The following is a 16,258-nucleotide window of genomic DNA, read 5'->3' as shown; positions in this document are numbered from 1 at the left end:
CCCTGTTTTCTTTCCTTGCCGTCCGGTCAGCCGTGCCGTGGCGCGACCGCCGGGTTTCCGCCCCACCGCGCCCCGGCCGGCATCTCCTCGCCCTTCATCAGGAAGGAGTCGGGCGCGAGGACGGCCCCGTCGCCCATGGACACGCCGTAGTGCACGAGCGCTCCGGTGCCGAGCGTGCAGCCGGCACCGATGGTGATGCGGTCGGACTTGAAGGTGCCGTCCTCCTGGGAGTGGGCCTGCACCTTGGTGTGTGCGGCGAGCGTGCAGTCGTCGCCGATCGTGGCGAGGGTGCGTTCGGTGATGTAGCAGCCGTCGTCGAAGACCCGCCGCCCGAGCCGGACGCCCAGCGCCCGCCAGACGAGGTTCTTGAACGGTGTCCCGTTGAAGACGACCAGGTGGTTGTCGGGCACCTTCCACAGCCGCTCGTGCCACCAGAAGTACGGGTCGTAGATCGAGCACAGCTTCGGCGAGAGCGGCCGGAACCGGCCGATCACCCGCTCCACGAGCACGTAGTAACCGGTACTGAAAGCGAGTCCGACGATCAGGGACGCACCGATCAGCAGGCCGCCGGCCGTGCCGTGGGTGCCGTACAGGTCGAAGGCGGTGAAGCCGATCACCCCGAGCACGAACCAGTCCAGCCAGCGCAGAAACAGCAACAGGCCCATGGAACGAAGGTTGAACCGGTTCTTCAGGGCGAGCCCGCGGCGCAGTTCGGCCCCCTCACGCAGATGGTCGAAGCGGCTGTCGCGCTCGACCGAGCGCGGGATCTCGAAACAGGGCGAGCCCAGCAGGCCCACGCCCTGACGGATCTCGCCGTCCAGCGGGACCATCACCTTGGTCGCCAGCAGACAGTTCTCGCCGGTGCGGCCGCCGCTGGGGTAGGCGATGTTGTTCCCGAGGAAGTTGTGCCCTCCGATCGTCGCGCGTGAGACACGGAACGACGTGCCGGAGAAGTCGGCGTTCACGATCGACAGCCCGTCGGCGACCATGGTGCCGCTGCCCACGGTGGCCAGGTACGGCGTCTCGTGCTGCACCTCGGTGCCGAAGTTGGAGCCGGTCTGCTCCACCCGCGAGAGGTCGTAACCGATGGCGCGCAGGTAGGGGACGATGTACGAGCTGTCGCCGCACAGCCACGTGAAGAACTTGATGTTGGTGCAGCGGGCGATCGCCCGCTGCACGGAGTAGTGGAAACCGTAGAGCGGATAGACCCGGTCCGGGCGCAGCAGCGGGCTCAGGGCTCGCGGCAGCAGGGATACGGCGGCGAACCCGAGGACCAGGTAGCCGGCGTAGGCGGCGAGCGACAGGCCCAGTGCCTCGCCGTAGAAGCGCGCCGTGGTCAGGTCCTGGGAGCTGGGGTCGAGCAGGGCGCCCAGGGCGGGGACGACGGTCAGCAGCAGGTAGCTTCCGCCCACCGCCAGCGGGACGTAGAGCAGCAGCGTCCGCAGCAGGCCGGCCGCGGCGTAGACCGCGCGGCGCAGGGTGGAGCAGGGGGCCGGCGGGACGCGGACGTAGTCCACGTCGGTGGGCTGGGCGGGGGAGCCGTGCCATCGCTCGCCCGGCGGGACCGTCGCGCCGTCGTAGAGGGCGGAGGAGTGGCCGAGCTGGGCGCCGTCGCCCATCGTCGTGCCGATCTCCAGGACGGTCTTCTCGCCGACGTACACCTCGCTGCCGAGCGTCACCCGGCCGGTGCGGATGCGTCCGGCACGGGCCTGGTAACAGAGGTAGAAAGCGTCCTTACGGATCACCGAACCGGCGCCGACGGTCAGCAGGTCGGTGCAGACCGGCACCGAGCGGGACAGGATCGTGACGCCCCTGCCGATCCTGGCGCCGAGGGCGCGCAGGTAGAGGACGTACAGCGGGCTGCCGGTGAACAGGATCATGGGGCTGGCGTGCAGCAGCGCCTTCACCGTCCACAAACGCACATGGGCGAGGCTCCAGACCGGGAAATCGGTCTCCTTCCACCGCCCCACCAGCAGCCATTTCGCGGCCACCGGCAGCAGGCACGCCCCCGCGAACACCGCCGCGCCGAACACCAGCGAGCGGGCATAGACGTCCACCACCCCGTCCACGGCGGAGATCCACTCGTAGCCCCGGCCCAGGACCACCCCGGCGAGCAGGCAGTACCCGGCGAAGAACAGGAACTGCAGGGTGCCGCACAGGAGGTAGCGCGGAGTGCTGCCGGGCAGGGGCGCCTCGGCTTCCGCCTCGACGTCGGCAGGGGAGGGGGCGGGTGCGGGCACGGTGTCGAGGGCCGCCGCGAGCCTGCGGATCGTGGGATGGCCGTACACGTCCTTCATCGACACCGACGGCAGGTCCGGCCGTTTGCGGACCCGGGCGCAGAAGTGCGCCATGACCAGTGAGTTGGCTCCGAGATCGTCGAAGAAGTGACTGTCGACGGGGATGTGCTCCCTGCGCACGACACCCGCCAGCACCTCGGCCAGGACGTTTTCGGTGACCGTCTCGACTTTTCCCACCACGAGCGCTCCTTACGGTTTTACATGCCTTACGCCTTTTGCGGCTCGCTCGGTTCCCATGGGAATTTCCTGGAGAGGAGTACGGTGTCGTCCCGCCCGCCGTTCACGACAGGGTCCGAATTGGTGCGGAAGTGAAATGAGTGGTCAGGCGAAAGGGATGAGTTCTGTTCGTGACCACTGATGTCCCCCGTGTCGTGTGCGCCTGAGCCGTCCTCGGCATGCACAACGAATACGGTCCGAATTGTTTCGGAAAGTTCATGCACGCTTCAAGAGGGTTCGGGTCATTGGCGATTTCCGGACCTGGTGGAAACGTCGATCAACGGGGCGACGTGTGCCGTTTACAAAGACGGCGGAATGATGGGGGAGCAATCCGGCCAACGCGGACATGACAGAAAAAGGCGGATCTGTCGACGATCCGTTTCCGGCGTGTTGCCGGTGCGAACCCCGGGGCCAGGGGATGAGTGGACCCGCGCACGGCGGATACCGTTAGGTCGTGCAGCCAGCAAGTGAACCTTCCGAGCGGCCCTCCGGCCGCCTCCACCGGGCGCGTGCCCTCTACCGGAACGTCTCCAAGCGCCGGACCGCCTGGCTGCTGATCAAGGACACCGTCAACTCCTGCATGGAGTACCGCATCCTGGGCCTCGCGGCCGAGGCCGCGTTCTTCACGCTGCTGTCCGTGCCGCCGCTGCTGCTCAGCCTCATCGGTCTGCTCGGCTACGTCGACGCCTGGACCGGCACCGACACCATCAGCAGCCTCCAGAGCAACATCCTGGACGCCTCCCGCACCGTGCTCTCCGACAAGGGCGTCACCGAGATCGCCCAGCCGATCCTGCACGACGTGGTCAGGGGCGGCCGCCCCGACGTCATCTCGGTCGGTTTCCTCTTCGCCCTGTGGTCGGGATCGCGCGCGGTGAACGTGTTCATCGACACCATCACCGTGATGTACGGCCTCGACGGCGTGCGCGGCATCGTCAAGACCCGGGTGATGTCGTTCCTGCTGTTCATCGTGGGGCTGGTGATCGGCTCGATCGCGCTGCCGCTGATGGTGGCGGGCCCCGACGCCGTCGTACGCATCGTGCCCTGGTCGGAGACGCTGGTGCAGGTGCTGTACTGGCCCGTCGTCATCGTCCTGTCGGTCGTTTTCCTCACCACGCTCTACCACGTGTCCGTGCCCGTGCGTTCCCCCTGGATCGAGGACGTGCCCGGCTCCCTGGTGGCCCTGGCCATGTGGGTGCTGGGCAGTTTCCTGCTGCGCATCTACATCACGCACACCATCGAGGGAGCCACCATCTACGGCTCCCTCGCCGCGTCCGTCGCCGTGCTGCTGTGGATCGGCGTGGGCGCCTTCGCGGTGCTCGTCGGGGCCGCGGTCAACGCGGCGATCGACCGGGTCTGGCCGGCCGCCGCGACGGCCGCGGCCCGCGCCGCCAACGAACGCCTGCGCGAGGCGCAGCTGGCCGAGCACGTGGCCCGTACTGCCGCGGGCCTGGAGAGCGACCCCGACGACCCCGACATGCCCTCGGAGTTCCCCGAGCGCTGGTCGCGTTTCCTGCCGCCGGAGGACGTCACCTCACGCCTGCGCACCCACGTCAAGAGCACCCACCCGCCGCACAAGCCCGAAGGGTCCTGACCGCTCACACCTTCCAGGTGCCCGCCGCCGCTGCCTCCCCGGCGAAGTCCGCGAAATCGCGCGGCTCGCGCCCCAGCACCCGCTGGACCCCGTCCGACAGATACGAGTTCCGTCCGTCCAGGAGCGACTCGAACAGTTCGACCAGGAACTCGACCTCCTCCGGCGGCACCCCGAACCCGGCCAGACGCGCGCCGTACTCCCGCGCCGGCACCGCCCGGTACGACAGCTCACGCCCCGCCGCCCGCGCGACCTCCGCGACCGCCTCCCCGAAGGTCAGCAGCCGCGGCCCGGAAACGGCCAGGGCCTGCCCCACGTACCGCTCACCCGCCGTCAGCGCCGCCACCACCACCTCCGCGACATCGCGCACGTCCACGAACGGCTCGCGCACCGCACCTCCCGGAAAGACCAACTCCCCGCTCTGCCGCAGCCCCTCCACCAGCGGCCCCTCGCTGAAGTTCTGCGCGAACCACGCGGCCCGTACGACCGTCCAGTCGGCCCCCGACTCCCGCAGCGCCTCCTCGGTGGGCCGCGCCCGCTCCTCGCCCCGCGCCGACAGCAGCACCAGCCTGCGCACACCGAGCCCGACCGCCTCGTGCGCGAACAGCCCGACGTGCCGCGCCGCCTCGGGCGAACCGACGTCGGTCGGACAGACGAGATACGCCGCGTCCGCGCCCCGCAGCGTGTCCGCCCACGTCGACCGCTCCGTCCAGTCGAACCCCTGCGCCCGTGAGGCCGCCCGCACGGTCAGCCCCGCGGCCGGCGCGGCCTCGGCCACGCGCCGTCCCGTACGACCGGAGGCACCGGTCACCACAACCGTCGTGTTCCGCGTGTTCTGTGTCGTGGCAGCCAGTGAACTGCCCCGCCCGACGAGCGACCATCGCTGAACGGCTCATTCCCATGTGCCCGCGTCTACGCTGACCGCATGGACGCTCTCGCCGGCCTGCTGGAAGGCCCACGCGCGCGTGGCGCCTTCATGATCCGTGCCTGTTTCGACCCGCCGTGGGCCGTGCGCGTCGAGGACCGCGCCCCGCTCACGGTGATGCTGATGGTCCGCGGCGACGCCTGGATCACACCCGAGGAAGGCGATCCCGTACGGCTGCGGGCGGGCGACCTCGCCATCGCCCGCGGACCGGACCCCTACACCTGCGGCGACGATCCCGCCACGGAGCCGCAGGCGCTGATCCTGCCGGGCGCCGAGTGCCTCTGTCCCGACGGGCGGCCGCTGAACGGCTCGATGGACCTGGGCGTGCGCACCTGGGGCGACCGCCCCGACGGGTCGGCGGTGATGCTGATCGGGACGTATCTGATGCGCGGCGAGATCAGCGGGCGGCTGCTGGCCGCACTGCCGCCGCTGGTCTCGCTCACCGCCGACGTGTGGGAGTGCCCGCTGACGCCGCTGCTGATGCAGGAGGTCGTACGGGACGAGCCGGGGCAGGAGGTGGTCCTGGACCGCCTGCTCGACCTGCTGGTCATCGCCGCGCTCCGCGCGTGGTTCTCCCGGCCGGACGCGCAGGCCCCCGCCTGGTACCGGGCGCTGGCGGATCCGGTGGTCGGGCGGGTGCTGCGACTCGTGCAGGACGATCCCGCCCATCCGTGGACGGTGGCCTCGCTGGCGGCGAAGGCCGGGGTGTCGCGGGCGGGGCTCGCCCGGCGGTTCAGCGAGCTGGTGGGGGAGCCGGTGATGGCCTACCTCACGGGGTGGCGGCTCGCCCTGGCGGCGGACGCGCTGCGCGACGGCGAGGGGACGCTGGAGGCGATCGCCCGGCGGGTGGGCTACGGCAGCGCGTTCGCCTTGTCCAGCGCGTTCAAGAGGGTTTACGGGGTGAGCCCGGCGGAGTTCCGGCAAAGGGTTTCCCCTTAGAGGCACGGATCGCGGGCGCGTAGGCTGATCCCCGTGTACCGGGAGAGGTCGTCTTCGCTCAGTGGGGCGGTTCTCTGGACGAATACCCCGTCCGAGGCCGGCCTGGGACGCGTGCTGCCCGACGGATGCATGGATCTGCTCTGGCACGAGGGACGGCTATGGGTCGCGGGACCGGATACCCGCGCCTATGTCGCCGAGAGTTCCGCCGGAATATGGGCGGGAATCCGTTTCTACCCCGGCACCGCACCCGCTCTACTCGGCGTACCCGCGCACGAATTGCGCGACCGGCGCGTTGAACTCGTCGATTTGCGCCCCCTTTCCGAGGTTCGTCGGTTCACCGCCCTGGTGAATGCGGCCGGTGATCCAGAAAGCGGTCTCGAAAAACTCGCCCTGGGCATGGCGGCGGACAAAGAACCGCCCGATCCGCTGCTACGGCACCTGGTCACCGCCCTCGACGCGGGACGGCCCGTAGCTGCCGTCGCCGATGAACTCGGCTTCGGTGTACGACAGTTGCATCGACGGGCACTGACCGCCTTCGGATACGGACCCAAGACCCTCGGGCGGGTGCTGCGCCTGCAGCGGGCCCTGAAGCTCGCCCGGCGAGGCGTGCCGTTCGCGGAGACGGCCGCACTCGCCGGGTTCGCGGACCAGGCCCATCTGGCACGGGACGTACGGGAGTTGGCGGGGCTGCCGCTCGGCGAGCTACTGGGGTAGCTGGGCGAACAGGTCGACGCCGTTGCCGTCCGGGTCGTGGACGACCGCGTACCGCATGCCCCAGAACGCGTCCCACGGCTTGAGTTCGCCGTGGTGACCCGCGCCGACGAGATCCTCGTACACGGCGTCCACCTCTTCCGGTGCCCCGCACCGGAAGGCCAGCGAGATCCGGCCGCCGGCGCTCGGCGGCCGCCATCCGGCGTGGAAGGAGCGGATGGTCTCCTCGGTGTCCAGCGCGAGGGTCAGCCCACCGGGCAGCTCGGCCTCGACATGGGGCTGCTCCTCGGCACCCTCCGGGAAGACGAGGCCGAGGCGACGGTAGAAGGCGAGCGAGGCCGCCATGTCGGAGGCGACCACGCCGATCACGGCGAAATGTGGAGTCATGGGGCCACCGTAGGCAGGGTGGACGCCGATGGTCTTGAAGGAATCGGACGTTGTGGGCGGTGGGCCGGTGGTCGGATGTGCCGGCTCACGGCTCACGGCTCACGGCTCACGCGAACGTGACCGGGCCGAGGGGTGTGCCCACCGTGAAGGTGATGCCCAACGGGCCCTGGACCAGCGCGAGTTCGGCGTTCAGCGCGGAGAGCAGCGGGCGGATCTCGTCCGGGTCGGGGGCGCTGGCGGACAGCTCCAGCAGGGGAGTGGTGGGCAGGTCCGTGGCGGTCGGATGGACGGACGACCCCCAGTCGATCAGGAACGGCACCAGGCCTGAGGGGTGCTGGGTGTCGCCGTCGGTCAGGCGCCACCGTAGAAGGGTGCCGTCGGGGCGGCGACGGCTCATCGGGCGGATGTCACCGGGGTCGTAGCCCCGGGCCCGGGCCGCGGCCACCGCCGCGTCGAGGTCGGGCGGGCTGATGGCCCAGGTCACCGGCCGGGCCGAGGCCAGCTCGTCGACCGCGAACGGGCGGGGACCGTCCGGCCGCATCTGCTCGGGATCCGGACCGATGATCTCCAGGTAGCGCGAACCACCCAACGACACAAGGTGGTTGCGGGTACCCAGCCCGACATGCGCACCGCCGGGAGCGGGCTCCACACCGGTGCGCTCGGTGAAGTCGGCGACCGTCGCCGCCAGATCGGGGGTCGCGAGGACGAGGTGGTCCAGATGTGCGGGGATGGCGTTCATCGCAGCCGACACTACGCAGCACCGGCTCCGCTGTGGAACACCTGTGCGGCAGGATGGGGGCATGATCCGTGCCTGGCGCACCGTGCGCGTCCTGCCGCCGCTGCTGTTGTTGCCCGCGCTGCTGCTGACCGGCTGCGGCACCGAGAAGGCGTCGGCCGGCACCGGACCCGGTGGCGGCACCTCGACCGCGGCCGCCGACCCGGCCGAACTCGCCTCGCGCACCAAGGCGTTGGGCATCGCCCCGGAACTCGTCTATGTCACCCAGTCCCCCGGCTACACCCTCGCCCCGCAGTCCGTGGGCGTGTCCGGCGACGACGGCTTCTTGGCCGCCTACTGGTCGCAGCGGACCGGCACCCAGATCGAACTCCGTGTCGACCGGGTCACGTTCACCCCCGGCACCTGTGCCCAGCAGCCGGTCGGCGGCAGTGACGCGTCCGACGGCCGCACGAAGTGCACGCGCGACGGCGACGACTGGTACCGCACCGCCGGGACCTGGCACGGGTACGCGGTGCCGAAACAGGGCTACACCATCCTGCTCAGCGGCTCCGGCGTACCGCGCGAGACCCTGCGCAAGGCCGCCCTCGCCGTCCACCGGCCCTCCGTCGCCGAACTCGACGGTCTGCTGCCGCCCGCCCCCGCACCCGGGGCGACCTCCTCGGAGCCTGTCAGACGTGGCGACCTGCCGTCGAACGGCGACGGAGCACCCGACAACAGCGTTCCCTGCGAGGGCTGTTGATCAGTCGTCGTAAGTGAGGTTGCCGTCCTCGTCCATCGTCGGATGCATCTTCATGGGGCCGTACTCGTCCACATCCGAAGGGCGCGGCGGCTCCGGGCCGTCCGGTCCCATCCGCAGCAGGCGCTCGATGCGGCAGATCCTGAACAGCCGGTCGTCGACGAGGAACTCGTCGGCGCGGCCGAGGGCCCGGAACACCTCGGCCGCCTCGGCGTAACGGGCCTTCTTGGCCTCGTCGAACCCGAACAGCAGTGCCCAGGTCTCGGCCATGCCGTCGTAGAGCATTCGCCGGGCGGCGTGCGGGGTGGTCAGAAGCGTGCCGCGCGGCTGCCAGCCGCCGTCGGTGTCCCGCTCGACCACACCGAAGCCCGTGGGCAGCAGCACCAGCTCGGGGTGGGTGGTCACGGACCGCTCGGAGTCCGTGATCACCTCGCCGGGGAAGCGGTCGCCGACGTAGACGAAGTTCCGCAGCCCCAGCCGCAGCGCACCGGCGGCCGGGCCGTCGGCGCGCTCCGGGTCGAGCACGAACCCGACATCCCGCGACGAGGTGTCCCGCCCCGCACGCCCCCAGGACCGCTCCAGCGGCTCGCGGTCGGTGGGCCGGGGCGGTTCCAGCCCGTCCTCACCGGCCCGGGTGAACTCGTCCCCGCGCACCACGCGGTAGCGCACCCCGCACACCTCGATCTCGTTCACCGACTCCCGCGTCAACACGTCGACGGCGGTCAGCAGTTCACGACGCTCGACGCGGTCGTCGGTTTCGTCCTTGGCGCGGAAGAAGAGATACGACTGCAGCCCGTCCCGCGCCACCTGCGGCATCCCGTCCACCACCGGCTTCAGCACGCGCCACTCGGGTCCGGCCGCCGGATCCCGCACCGCCACCCCGAACACCGGTCCGCGCAGGGCGAAGTGCGGATACCGCAGCGATGCCTCCATCGCGTCGTGCTCCCGCACCCACGCCGCGGGGTCGTCACGACGGACCAGTTCGTCGTGGAGCGCGTCGATCTGTTGCCGCCAGTCGTCATTCATGCACGCATTGTCGCGGGGACGGGTCCCGGCCGGAGGACGAAACGGCCCAACTAGTGGCTTTGTTGCGCCGGTTCACCGGTCCTGCAGGAGAATTGCGCGTCGATCTGCGCGGCGGTCCGTGGGCCGCCGGTCGTCCAGTACTGGCCGTCGGTGAGATGAGCGGCCCTGACCTTGCGGAGATCGAACACGTCTCCGGTCCCGTCGTCGCCACCGGCGTAGGTGACGGAGACGTCGAGGTACCTGGGCAGTTTCCCGGGCTGCGTCTGCGCCCCGGGCTTCAGGAAGTCGTCGGCGTTCCAGAGAGTGAAGGAGCCGCGCCGCCCCTCCACGGTCCTCGGGCCGCGCGCCCGCCAGAGCAGCTTCTCCGAGTCACTGTCGTACACCTCGACCGTCCCCACCCTGTCGGTGGGGCAGGTCGGGGCCTTGACCGAGACGCGGGAGCCGTCGATGCGCATGCCGACGAGGAACGACGTCGCCGGATCGGACATGCTGTAGACGCCGAACACCCATGTACCGCAAGCGACCAGGACGGCCAGCCCCACGGCCGACCACATCAGCGCATAGGGCCACACGGGCTTTCTTCGGTATTCGCTCACCGACATGGAAACCCCCAGTTGTCATGGCACCAGGCCACCGCGCACCCCCGCGGCTAGGCTCGGATGCCATGATCCCCCGACTCCTCGTGTACACCCGCACCACCGCCTACCGCCACGACTCCATCCCGGCCGCCGTCGCCGCCGTACGCACGCTGGGGGACTTCGACGTCGACCACGGCGAGGACCCGGCGGCCCTCGAGGAGCCCCTGGACCGGTACGCGGCCGTCGTCTTCCTCTCCACCAGTGGTGAGGTGCTCACCCCGGAGGGACGGGAGCGGCTCTCGGGGTATGTTAAGTCAGGCGGCGGATTCGTCGGGGTGCACGCCGCGGCCTGCACGGAATACGAATGGCCCTACTACGGCGAGCTGTTGGGCGCCCGGTTCGACCGGCACCCGGAGTACCAGCCGGGAAAGGCCGTAGTGGAGGACCGCGACCATCCCGCGACCCGACACCTCCCGGCCGTCTGGGAGTTCACCGACGAGTGGTACGACTTCCGCGCCAACCCCCGCGGTTCGGCACGCATCCTCGTCCGCGCCGACGAGTCGTCGTACCACGGCGGCGGCATGGGCGACGACCATCCGCTGGTCTGGTGCCGTGAGCAGGGCGCCGGGCGGGTCTTCTACACGGCACTGGGGCATGCCGCGGAGGCCTACGACGACACCGGTTTCCGCGCCCATCTGCTGGGCGGCATCGAGTGGGCGACGCGGCGGGCCTAACAGCGCCGGGCTCGTCCGACCGCGTCCCACCAACCCACGGGCGTCAGCCCGCACCCGCAGGGAGTACGGTCCGAACCCGCAGGAGTACGGTGCGAACCCGCAGGAGTGCCGCCGTGCGCCGCGCGCTCCCCGTGCACGGCGGCCCCCGTGAGCCCTCCGGCGAGCGTCAGCCGAACATGCCGGGCTCGTAGTCGCCGGCCGGCTGCTGGACGATGACGTTCAGCCGGTTGTAGGCGTTGATGAGGGCGATGACCGACACCAGGGCGGCCAGCTGGTCCTCGTCGTAGTGCTTGGCGGCGTTCGCCCAGGCCTCGTCCGTGACCCCGCCCGCCGCGTCCGCGATCCGGGTGCCCTGCTCCACGAGTTCCAGGGCGGCGCGCTCGGCCTCGGTGAAGACCTTCGCCTCCCGCCAGACCGCCACCAGGTGGAGGCGCTGTGCCGTCTCACCCGCCGCGGCCGCGTCCTTGGAGTGCATGTCGGTGCAGAACGCGCAGCCGTTGATCTGGCTGGCGCGCAGCTTGACCAGCTCCTGGGTCGCGGCCGGCAGCGTCGACTCCGACAGCGCCTTGCCTGCCGCGTTGAGACTCCTGAGGACCTTGCCGGCGACCGGGTCGTTGAACAGGCTCTGCAGGTTCAAGCGAGCTTCCACGATGAACTCCCTCTGCCGTTTCGGTGGTTACACCTCCTTGACGGGGTGGGGCGGTTCGGTGTGACAGCGGGGGGTGTGACGTGCGTCTCGCGCTCGGGAGACAGTGCTATGTCACATATCACCGGGCGGGCGGGACAGTGGTATGTGACATACCACTGACGGCGAGGCGGCCAGTGCTATGTCACATACCACCGGCCCACCCCCCGCGCCGCCCCTCAGCCGCGCGGCCGCGCCGTGCTGGCTCGTTCCACCAGCCGTGTCGACAGTTCCGTACGGGTGCTCTCCGGGCGGTCGCCCTCCATCATGCGGACCAGCAGGTGCAGGGCCGTCGCCGCCATCTCCGCCAGCGGTTGGCGGACGGTGGTGAGGGCGGGGCTGGCCCATCGGGACTCGGGGAGATCGTCGAAGCCGACCACGCTGATGTCGTCCGGCACCCGCAGACCGCGCTCGGCGAGCGCCCCGTACACCCCCAGCGCCATCCGGTCCGAGCAGACGAACACCGCCGTCGGCGGCTCGCGCAGGTCGAGCAGGTCCAGCATGCGGCGGTGCGCGACCGCCTCGTCGAAACCGGCGTGCCGGACGTACTCGGGACGGTGGCGCACCCCGGCCGACGCGAGCGCGGAGCGGTAGCCGGCCACCCGGGCGCTGCCGCACATCCTGCGCTGCTGTCCGGCGATCACGGCGATCCGCTCATGGCCGAGGGAGAGCAGGTGCTCGGTCGCCGTCACCCCGCCCTGCCAGTTCGCCGCGCCCACCGACACCACACCGGTGGGCGGTTCGAGCACCGGGTCGATCAGCACGTACGGGATGCGGTGCTGGTCCAGCCAGGCGTACTGGGACGGCGTCAGTTCGGTCAGGTTGAACAGCACCCCGGACGAGCCGCGCGCGATGAGCTTGTCCAGCCAGCCCCGCTCGGGTCGCCCGCTCCGGGTCCGGGTGAGCCCCGCCGAGACCACGACCTCCAGCCCGGCGTCGTGCGCCGCGGCCTCCACTCCGTGCAGCACCGCGCCCGACGAGGAACTGTCCAGCGAGTGCACGACGAGGTCGACCAGGCCCGGTACCTTCGCCGCGTCGAAACGCGGTCTGCGGACATAGCCGAGCCGGTCCAGCGCCTCGGTCACCCGGCGGCGTGTCTCCGGGGCCACGTCCTCCCGGCCGTTGACCACCTTGGAAGCCGTCGGCACGGACACCCCTGCCTCGCGGGCCACCACGGCCAGCGTCGGACCGGTGGCCACGCTCGCACTCCCGGTACGGACCATCGGGGACCACCTCTCCGGCCCGCCCGAGGGCCATGGAAAGTTTCGACCAACGCGAAAGCAGTAAGCGCTTCCCACCCTAGGTTCACCGGGTGAGCACGGGAAGAGGCAGGACTTCGCAAGGTCTCTACGGCCCCGGACTTTCGAAACTTCGAACGTAACGGCGGCTTCTGTGGCGCTACGAGCGTTACGGGAGCAGCCGCCGAACAGCGCTCTGCGCCGGAATATCACCGCAATCTGTGGTGCTCTGTTGTTACCGGTGCAGCAGCGCGGTGAGGAGGCTGGTGGGCACATGACGGCAGCAGTCCAGGAACATCCCGTGGTCGGCACTCCCTACGGAGCGGTCCGCGGCCGGTACGAGCACGGGATCGCGGTGTTCCGCGGAATCCCCTACGCCGCGCCGCCCTTCGGCCCGCACCGGTTCCGCCCACCCCTCCCGCCCGAGCCGTGGGACGGGGTGCGGGACGCCGGCGCCTTCGGGCCCACCCCGCCGAAACCGCCGTACTCCGAGGCCTTCGAGAAATACCTGTCCGACCCCGTCGTGCCGGGCGACGACTGCCTCAACCTCAACGTGTGGACCCCCGAGCCGGGCCCGGGTGCCCGGCTCCCGGTGCTGGTCTGGCTGCACGGTGGCGCTCTGACCAGGGGTTCCTCCGCCGTGCCGGTCTACGATGGCCGTACCTTCGCACGCGACGGAGTCGTCCTCGTCTCGGTGAACTACCGACTGGGAGTCGAGGGCTACGGCCTGTTCCCGGACACCCCCGCCAACCCCGGCCTGCGCGACCAGCTCGCCGCCCTCAGGTGGGTGCACGAGTCGATCGCGGCATTCGGCGGCGACCCCGACCGCATCACCCTGGCCGGGCAGTCCGCGGGGGCGATCAGCATCGGCGCCCTTCTGGCCGCCCCGCAGGCGCAGGGGCTGGTACGCCGGGCAGTCCTGCAGAGCGGGCCGCCCGAGGCGTTCGAGCGGGACAAGGTACGGCGGATGGTGCGCCGCATGGCCACCCGGCTGAAGATCCCCGCCACCGCGGCCGCCTTCGCCGAGGTCGACCGTGACCTGCTGCTGCGCACCCAGGCCGAGGTCGGCAAACTGAGCAGTCCGGTGCTCGGCGGCCCCTCCTTCGGCATCGTCGTCGACGGCGACCTCGTACCGTGCGACCCCCTGGAGGCGCTCGTCGACGGCGGCGCGGCCCGAGGCGTCGACCTGATGCTGGGCTGGACCAGCGAGGAGTACCGCCTCTGGCTCGTCCCCGGAGGGCTGCTGGAACGCGTCGACCGGCTCGGCGCCGTCGCCCTCGCCGGCGCCATGGCCCGCTGCCACTGCGGCACCGAGGTCCCCCGCGGCTACCGCGCCCTCCAGCCGGAGGCCGGTACCGCCGAGACAGTCGGCCAGATCGTCACCGACCACCTGCTGCGCATCCCGATGCACCAGCTGGCCGATGCCCGCTCCGAGGCGTCGTACGTCTACGAGTTCGCCTGGCCCTCCAACCTCCCCGGCCTCGGTTCCTGCCACGCGCTGGAGCTCGGTTTCGTCTTCGACAGCGGCGACGTGCCCGAATCGCGCAAGCTGGCGGGCGAGGGCGCGCCGCAGGAGCTGGCCGATGCGATGCACGGCGCATGGGTGCGCTTCGCCACGGACGGCGACCCGGGCTGGCAGCGCTGGGACGCCACCCATCCGGTACGGATCTTCGACGCGGGCGAGCCGCGCACCACCCTCGGCCCGCGCGATGTCGAGCTCGCCCTGTGGGCGGCCGCCGAGCCCGCGCCCCCGGAGCCCGTGACCGCGGGCGTGTCCGACGGCGCACCCCTGCGCACCGTGGAACTGCGCTCGGCGGTCCGCCGCCTGCGCCGCTCGGCCGCCGCACGGCGACACTGACGCGTCGGCCTGGCGCGGGGTGCGCCGCGAGACCGTTTTCAGCACGCCGCCGGAGCTACGGCGGTAGGACGCTACGGCCCTACGGCTCTGCGGCGCCGAATCCGACGCAGACGTCGCCAGCGCCCGGCGCCCTCGCAGGCGTCCCCTGGATCACGCCCCGGCGCCGCAACGAGGCAGGCGGTGCCACCGAGTCCCGTACGACGACGTGCGTGCCCGGCCAGAGACCCGCTAGAGATGCTCGTCGGCGCCGCTCAACACCCCGGCGATCCCGGCGATGGCCTCCGGCCCCACCCGGCAGCACCCGCCGATCAGCCGCGCCCCGGACGCCCGCCACCCCGCGACCTCCTGCGGTGTGAAGGACGACCGCCCCTGCCACGACCGGGCCTCGGGATCCCACGCCTCCCCGCTGTTGGGATAGACGACGACGGGCTTGCCGGTGACCCGGGCGGCGATCTCGACCGCGCCGTCGACGTCGCCGGGCGCGCAGCAGTTCACCCCCACCGCGACGATCTCCTCCGCCTCGGCCGCCAGGGCGAACGCCTCCTCCAACGACTGCCCGGCGCGGGTTCGGTCGCCGTCCACGGTGTAGGAAAGCCAGGCCGGTACCCCCAGCCCCCGTACCGCCCGTACCTGCGCCCGAGCCTCCTCGGCGTCCGGAACCGTTTCCAGCGCGAGCACATCGGGGCGGGCCCCGGCGAGCACCTCAAGCCGGGGCCGGTGGAAGGCCTCCAGCTCGGCCACGCTCAGCCCGTACCGCCCCCGGTACTCGGAACCGTCCGCCAGCATCGCCCCGTACGGTCCCACGGAAGCGGCGACCCACAGCGGCCGCGTCACTCCCTTCGCCTGTGCCTGCCGGGCCGCCTCGCGAGCCAACCCCACACTCAGCGCGATGAGTTCGGCCGCTCGCTGCTGGTCGATGCCGCGCCTGGCGAAGCCCTCGAAGGTGGCCTGGTAGCTGGAGGTGATGGCCACGTCCGCGCCGGCCTCGAAGTAGGCGAGATGCGCCTCGGTGATGGCCTCGGGCCGCTCCGCGAGCAGCCGGGCCGACCACAGCTCGTCGCTCAGGTCGTGCCCGGCGGACTCGAGCTGGTTGGACATGCCGCCGTCGAGCACGACGGGGCCGGCGGCGAGGGCCGTGGCGAGGGTGGTGTCGCTGGTCATGCCCTTGACGGTAGTCGAGGCGGAACCGGAACCCACACCCGATCGTGTCCACTCAATGGGCAGCGGAGGCCCGCGCTCGCGCTCCCCGCCTGGGATGGCCAGAGGCTCCGGGCGGACGGTGAGTCTCCCGCGCAAGGAGCCGCGGCGAACGGCTCGGGCGGCTCCGGCGACCCGCGGCCCGCGCACGCCTGATTCTGTGCCGCATGCCGCCCGCCCGTCCGCCGGCCTCCACGCGGCTTCACCGCGGGTACCGCGAGCCCGATCAGCAGCCCGACCGCCAGCGCGTTGGGCCACCAACCCAGCCCGCTGCTCACGGTGTTGGCGGTGCGAGGACCGGTGACCACCGACGCACCGGACGGACTGCCCGAGCGGACCGCGGGCGAATGCCCGGCGGAGCTCACGGCGGCAGGACGACGTCGTTGCCGTCGCCGCCCCGGTAGCTG

15 protein-coding genes are annotated in these 16,258 nt (G+C 71.3%); 6 read left to right on the top strand and 9 right to left on the bottom strand.

What is annotated here, in order from left to right:
* Window positions 1-26: 26 nt before the first annotated feature.
* On the bottom strand, window positions 27-2,474 hold the full coding sequence (locus ABZ453_RS23285) for a Pls/PosA family non-ribosomal peptide synthetase (protein ID WP_359017305.1): 2,448 nt from the start codon (window positions 2,472-2,474) through the stop codon (window positions 27-29).
* Window positions 2,475-2,967: 493 nt separating this feature from the next.
* On the opposite strand from ABZ453_RS23285, the gene ABZ453_RS23280 reads away from it, so the two are divergent.
* Window positions 2,968-4,104 (top strand): YihY/virulence factor BrkB family protein, encoded by a 1,137-nt coding sequence (locus ABZ453_RS23280; protein ID WP_359017217.1) that lies wholly within the window; start codon window positions 2,968-2,970, stop codon window positions 4,102-4,104.
* Window positions 4,105-4,108: 4 nt separating this feature from the next.
* On the opposite strand, the gene ABZ453_RS23275 is transcribed toward ABZ453_RS23280, so the two are convergent.
* Entirely contained in the window at window positions 4,109-4,954 is an 846-nt protein-coding gene (locus ABZ453_RS23275; protein ID WP_359017303.1) for an NAD(P)H-binding protein, read from the bottom strand.
* Between the two features lie 72 nt (window positions 4,955-5,026).
* On the opposite strand from ABZ453_RS23275, the gene ABZ453_RS23270 reads away from it, so the two are divergent.
* Window positions 5,027-5,965: an AraC family transcriptional regulator gene (locus tag ABZ453_RS23270; RefSeq protein WP_359017215.1), complete on the top strand. Its 939-nt coding sequence runs from the start codon at window positions 5,027-5,029 to the stop codon at window positions 5,963-5,965.
* A 33-nt stretch (window positions 5,966-5,998) separates the two neighbouring features.
* A complete protein-coding gene (locus ABZ453_RS23265; RefSeq protein ID WP_359017213.1) occupies window positions 5,999-6,679 on the top strand; it encodes a DUF6597 domain-containing transcriptional factor in 681 nt (226 codons plus the stop codon).
* Here the strand turns inward: ABZ453_RS23265 and ABZ453_RS23260 are convergent.
* Together ABZ453_RS23260 and ABZ453_RS23255 are read right to left on the bottom strand one after the other, a co-directional pair.
* A complete protein-coding gene (locus ABZ453_RS23260; RefSeq protein WP_359017211.1) occupies window positions 6,668-7,063 on the bottom strand; it encodes a VOC family protein in 396 nt (131 codons plus the stop codon). The two genes, ABZ453_RS23265 and ABZ453_RS23260, sit on opposite strands and share 12 nt — an antisense overlap.
* A 106-nt stretch (window positions 7,064-7,169) precedes the next feature.
* Window positions 7,170-7,802, bottom strand: coding sequence for a VOC family protein (locus tag ABZ453_RS23255; RefSeq protein ID WP_359017209.1), 633 nt, complete (start codon window positions 7,800-7,802; stop codon window positions 7,170-7,172).
* Window positions 7,803-7,863: 61 nt separating this feature from the next.
* Between ABZ453_RS23255 and ABZ453_RS23250 the strand changes: the two genes are divergently transcribed.
* Window positions 7,864-8,538, top strand: a complete 675-nt coding sequence (locus ABZ453_RS23250) for a hypothetical protein (protein WP_359017207.1) — start codon at window positions 7,864-7,866, stop codon at window positions 8,536-8,538.
* Here ABZ453_RS23250 and ABZ453_RS23245 read toward each other — a convergent pair whose 3' ends face one another.
* Window positions 8,539-9,561 (bottom strand): DUF5954 family protein, encoded by a 1,023-nt coding sequence (locus ABZ453_RS23245; RefSeq protein WP_359017205.1) that lies wholly within the window; start codon window positions 9,559-9,561, stop codon window positions 8,539-8,541.
* Between the two features lie 50 nt (window positions 9,562-9,611).
* Window positions 9,612-10,163 carry a hypothetical protein gene (locus ABZ453_RS23240; protein WP_359017203.1) on the bottom strand — a complete coding sequence of 184 codons (552 nt, stop codon included), beginning with the start codon at window positions 10,161-10,163 and terminating at the stop codon, window positions 9,612-9,614.
* Window positions 10,164-10,225: 62 nt separating this feature from the next.
* Between ABZ453_RS23240 and ABZ453_RS23235 the strand changes: the two genes are divergently transcribed.
* Complete coding sequence (locus tag ABZ453_RS23235; RefSeq protein WP_359017201.1) at window positions 10,226-10,873, top strand: ThuA domain-containing protein; 648 nt, start codon at window positions 10,226-10,228, stop codon at window positions 10,871-10,873.
* 166 nt (window positions 10,874-11,039) lie between these two features.
* Here the strand turns inward: ABZ453_RS23235 and ABZ453_RS23230 are convergent, their stop codons facing one another.
* Window positions 11,040-11,522 carry a carboxymuconolactone decarboxylase family protein gene (locus tag ABZ453_RS23230; protein WP_208783973.1) on the bottom strand — a complete coding sequence of 161 codons (483 nt, stop codon included), beginning with the start codon at window positions 11,520-11,522 and terminating at the stop codon, window positions 11,040-11,042.
* A 215-nt stretch (window positions 11,523-11,737) separates the two neighbouring features.
* A complete protein-coding gene (locus ABZ453_RS23225) occupies window positions 11,738-12,781 on the bottom strand; it encodes a substrate-binding domain-containing protein (RefSeq protein WP_359017198.1) in 1,044 nt (347 codons plus the stop codon).
* Window positions 12,782-13,070: 289 nt separating this feature from the next.
* Between ABZ453_RS23225 and ABZ453_RS23220 the strand changes: the two genes are divergently transcribed.
* Window positions 13,071-14,654, top strand: a complete 1,584-nt coding sequence (locus ABZ453_RS23220; protein WP_359017196.1) for a carboxylesterase family protein — start codon at window positions 13,071-13,073, stop codon at window positions 14,652-14,654.
* Between the two features lie 228 nt (window positions 14,655-14,882).
* Here ABZ453_RS23220 and mmuM read toward each other — a convergent pair whose 3' ends face one another.
* Window positions 14,883-15,815, bottom strand: coding sequence for a homocysteine S-methyltransferase (gene mmuM, locus ABZ453_RS23215; RefSeq protein WP_359017194.1), 933 nt, complete (start codon window positions 15,813-15,815; stop codon window positions 14,883-14,885).
* Between the last annotated feature and the right edge of the window lie 443 nt (window positions 15,816-16,258).

The sequence above is a fragment of the Streptomyces sp. NPDC005799 genome (assembly GCF_040630525.1).
Lineage (GTDB): Bacteria > Actinomycetota > Actinomycetes > Streptomycetales > Streptomycetaceae > Streptomyces > Streptomyces griseorubiginosus_B.
This window is presented reverse-complemented; position numbering and strand designations above follow the sequence as displayed.

Excerpts from the sequence above, each read along its gene's own strand:
- ABZ453_RS23245 (WP_359017205.1), bottom strand. The coding sequence starts at position 9,561 with ATGAATGACGACTGGCGGCAACAGATCGACGCGCTCCACGACGAACTG.
- ABZ453_RS23250 (WP_359017207.1), top strand. The coding sequence starts at position 7,864 with ATGATCCGTGCCTGGCGCACCGTGCGCGTCCTGCCGCCGCTGCTGTTG.
- ABZ453_RS23240 (WP_359017203.1), bottom strand. The coding sequence starts at position 10,163 with ATGTCGGTGAGCGAATACCGAAGAAAGCCCGTGTGGCCCTATGCGCTG.
- ABZ453_RS23260 (WP_359017211.1), bottom strand. The coding sequence starts at position 7,063 with ATGACTCCACATTTCGCCGTGATCGGCGTGGTCGCCTCCGACATGGCG.
- ABZ453_RS23235 (WP_359017201.1), top strand. The coding sequence starts at position 10,226 with ATGATCCCCCGACTCCTCGTGTACACCCGCACCACCGCCTACCGCCAC.
- mmuM (WP_359017194.1), bottom strand. The coding sequence starts at position 15,815 with ATGACCAGCGACACCACCCTCGCCACGGCCCTCGCCGCCGGCCCCGTC.
- ABZ453_RS23270 (WP_359017215.1), top strand. The coding sequence starts at position 5,027 with ATGGACGCTCTCGCCGGCCTGCTGGAAGGCCCACGCGCGCGTGGCGCC.
- ABZ453_RS23225 (WP_359017198.1), bottom strand. The coding sequence starts at position 12,781 with ATGGTCCGTACCGGGAGTGCGAGCGTGGCCACCGGTCCGACGCTGGCC.
- ABZ453_RS23220 (WP_359017196.1), top strand. The coding sequence starts at position 13,071 with ATGACGGCAGCAGTCCAGGAACATCCCGTGGTCGGCACTCCCTACGGA.
- ABZ453_RS23255 (WP_359017209.1), bottom strand. The coding sequence starts at position 7,802 with ATGAACGCCATCCCCGCACATCTGGACCACCTCGTCCTCGCGACCCCC.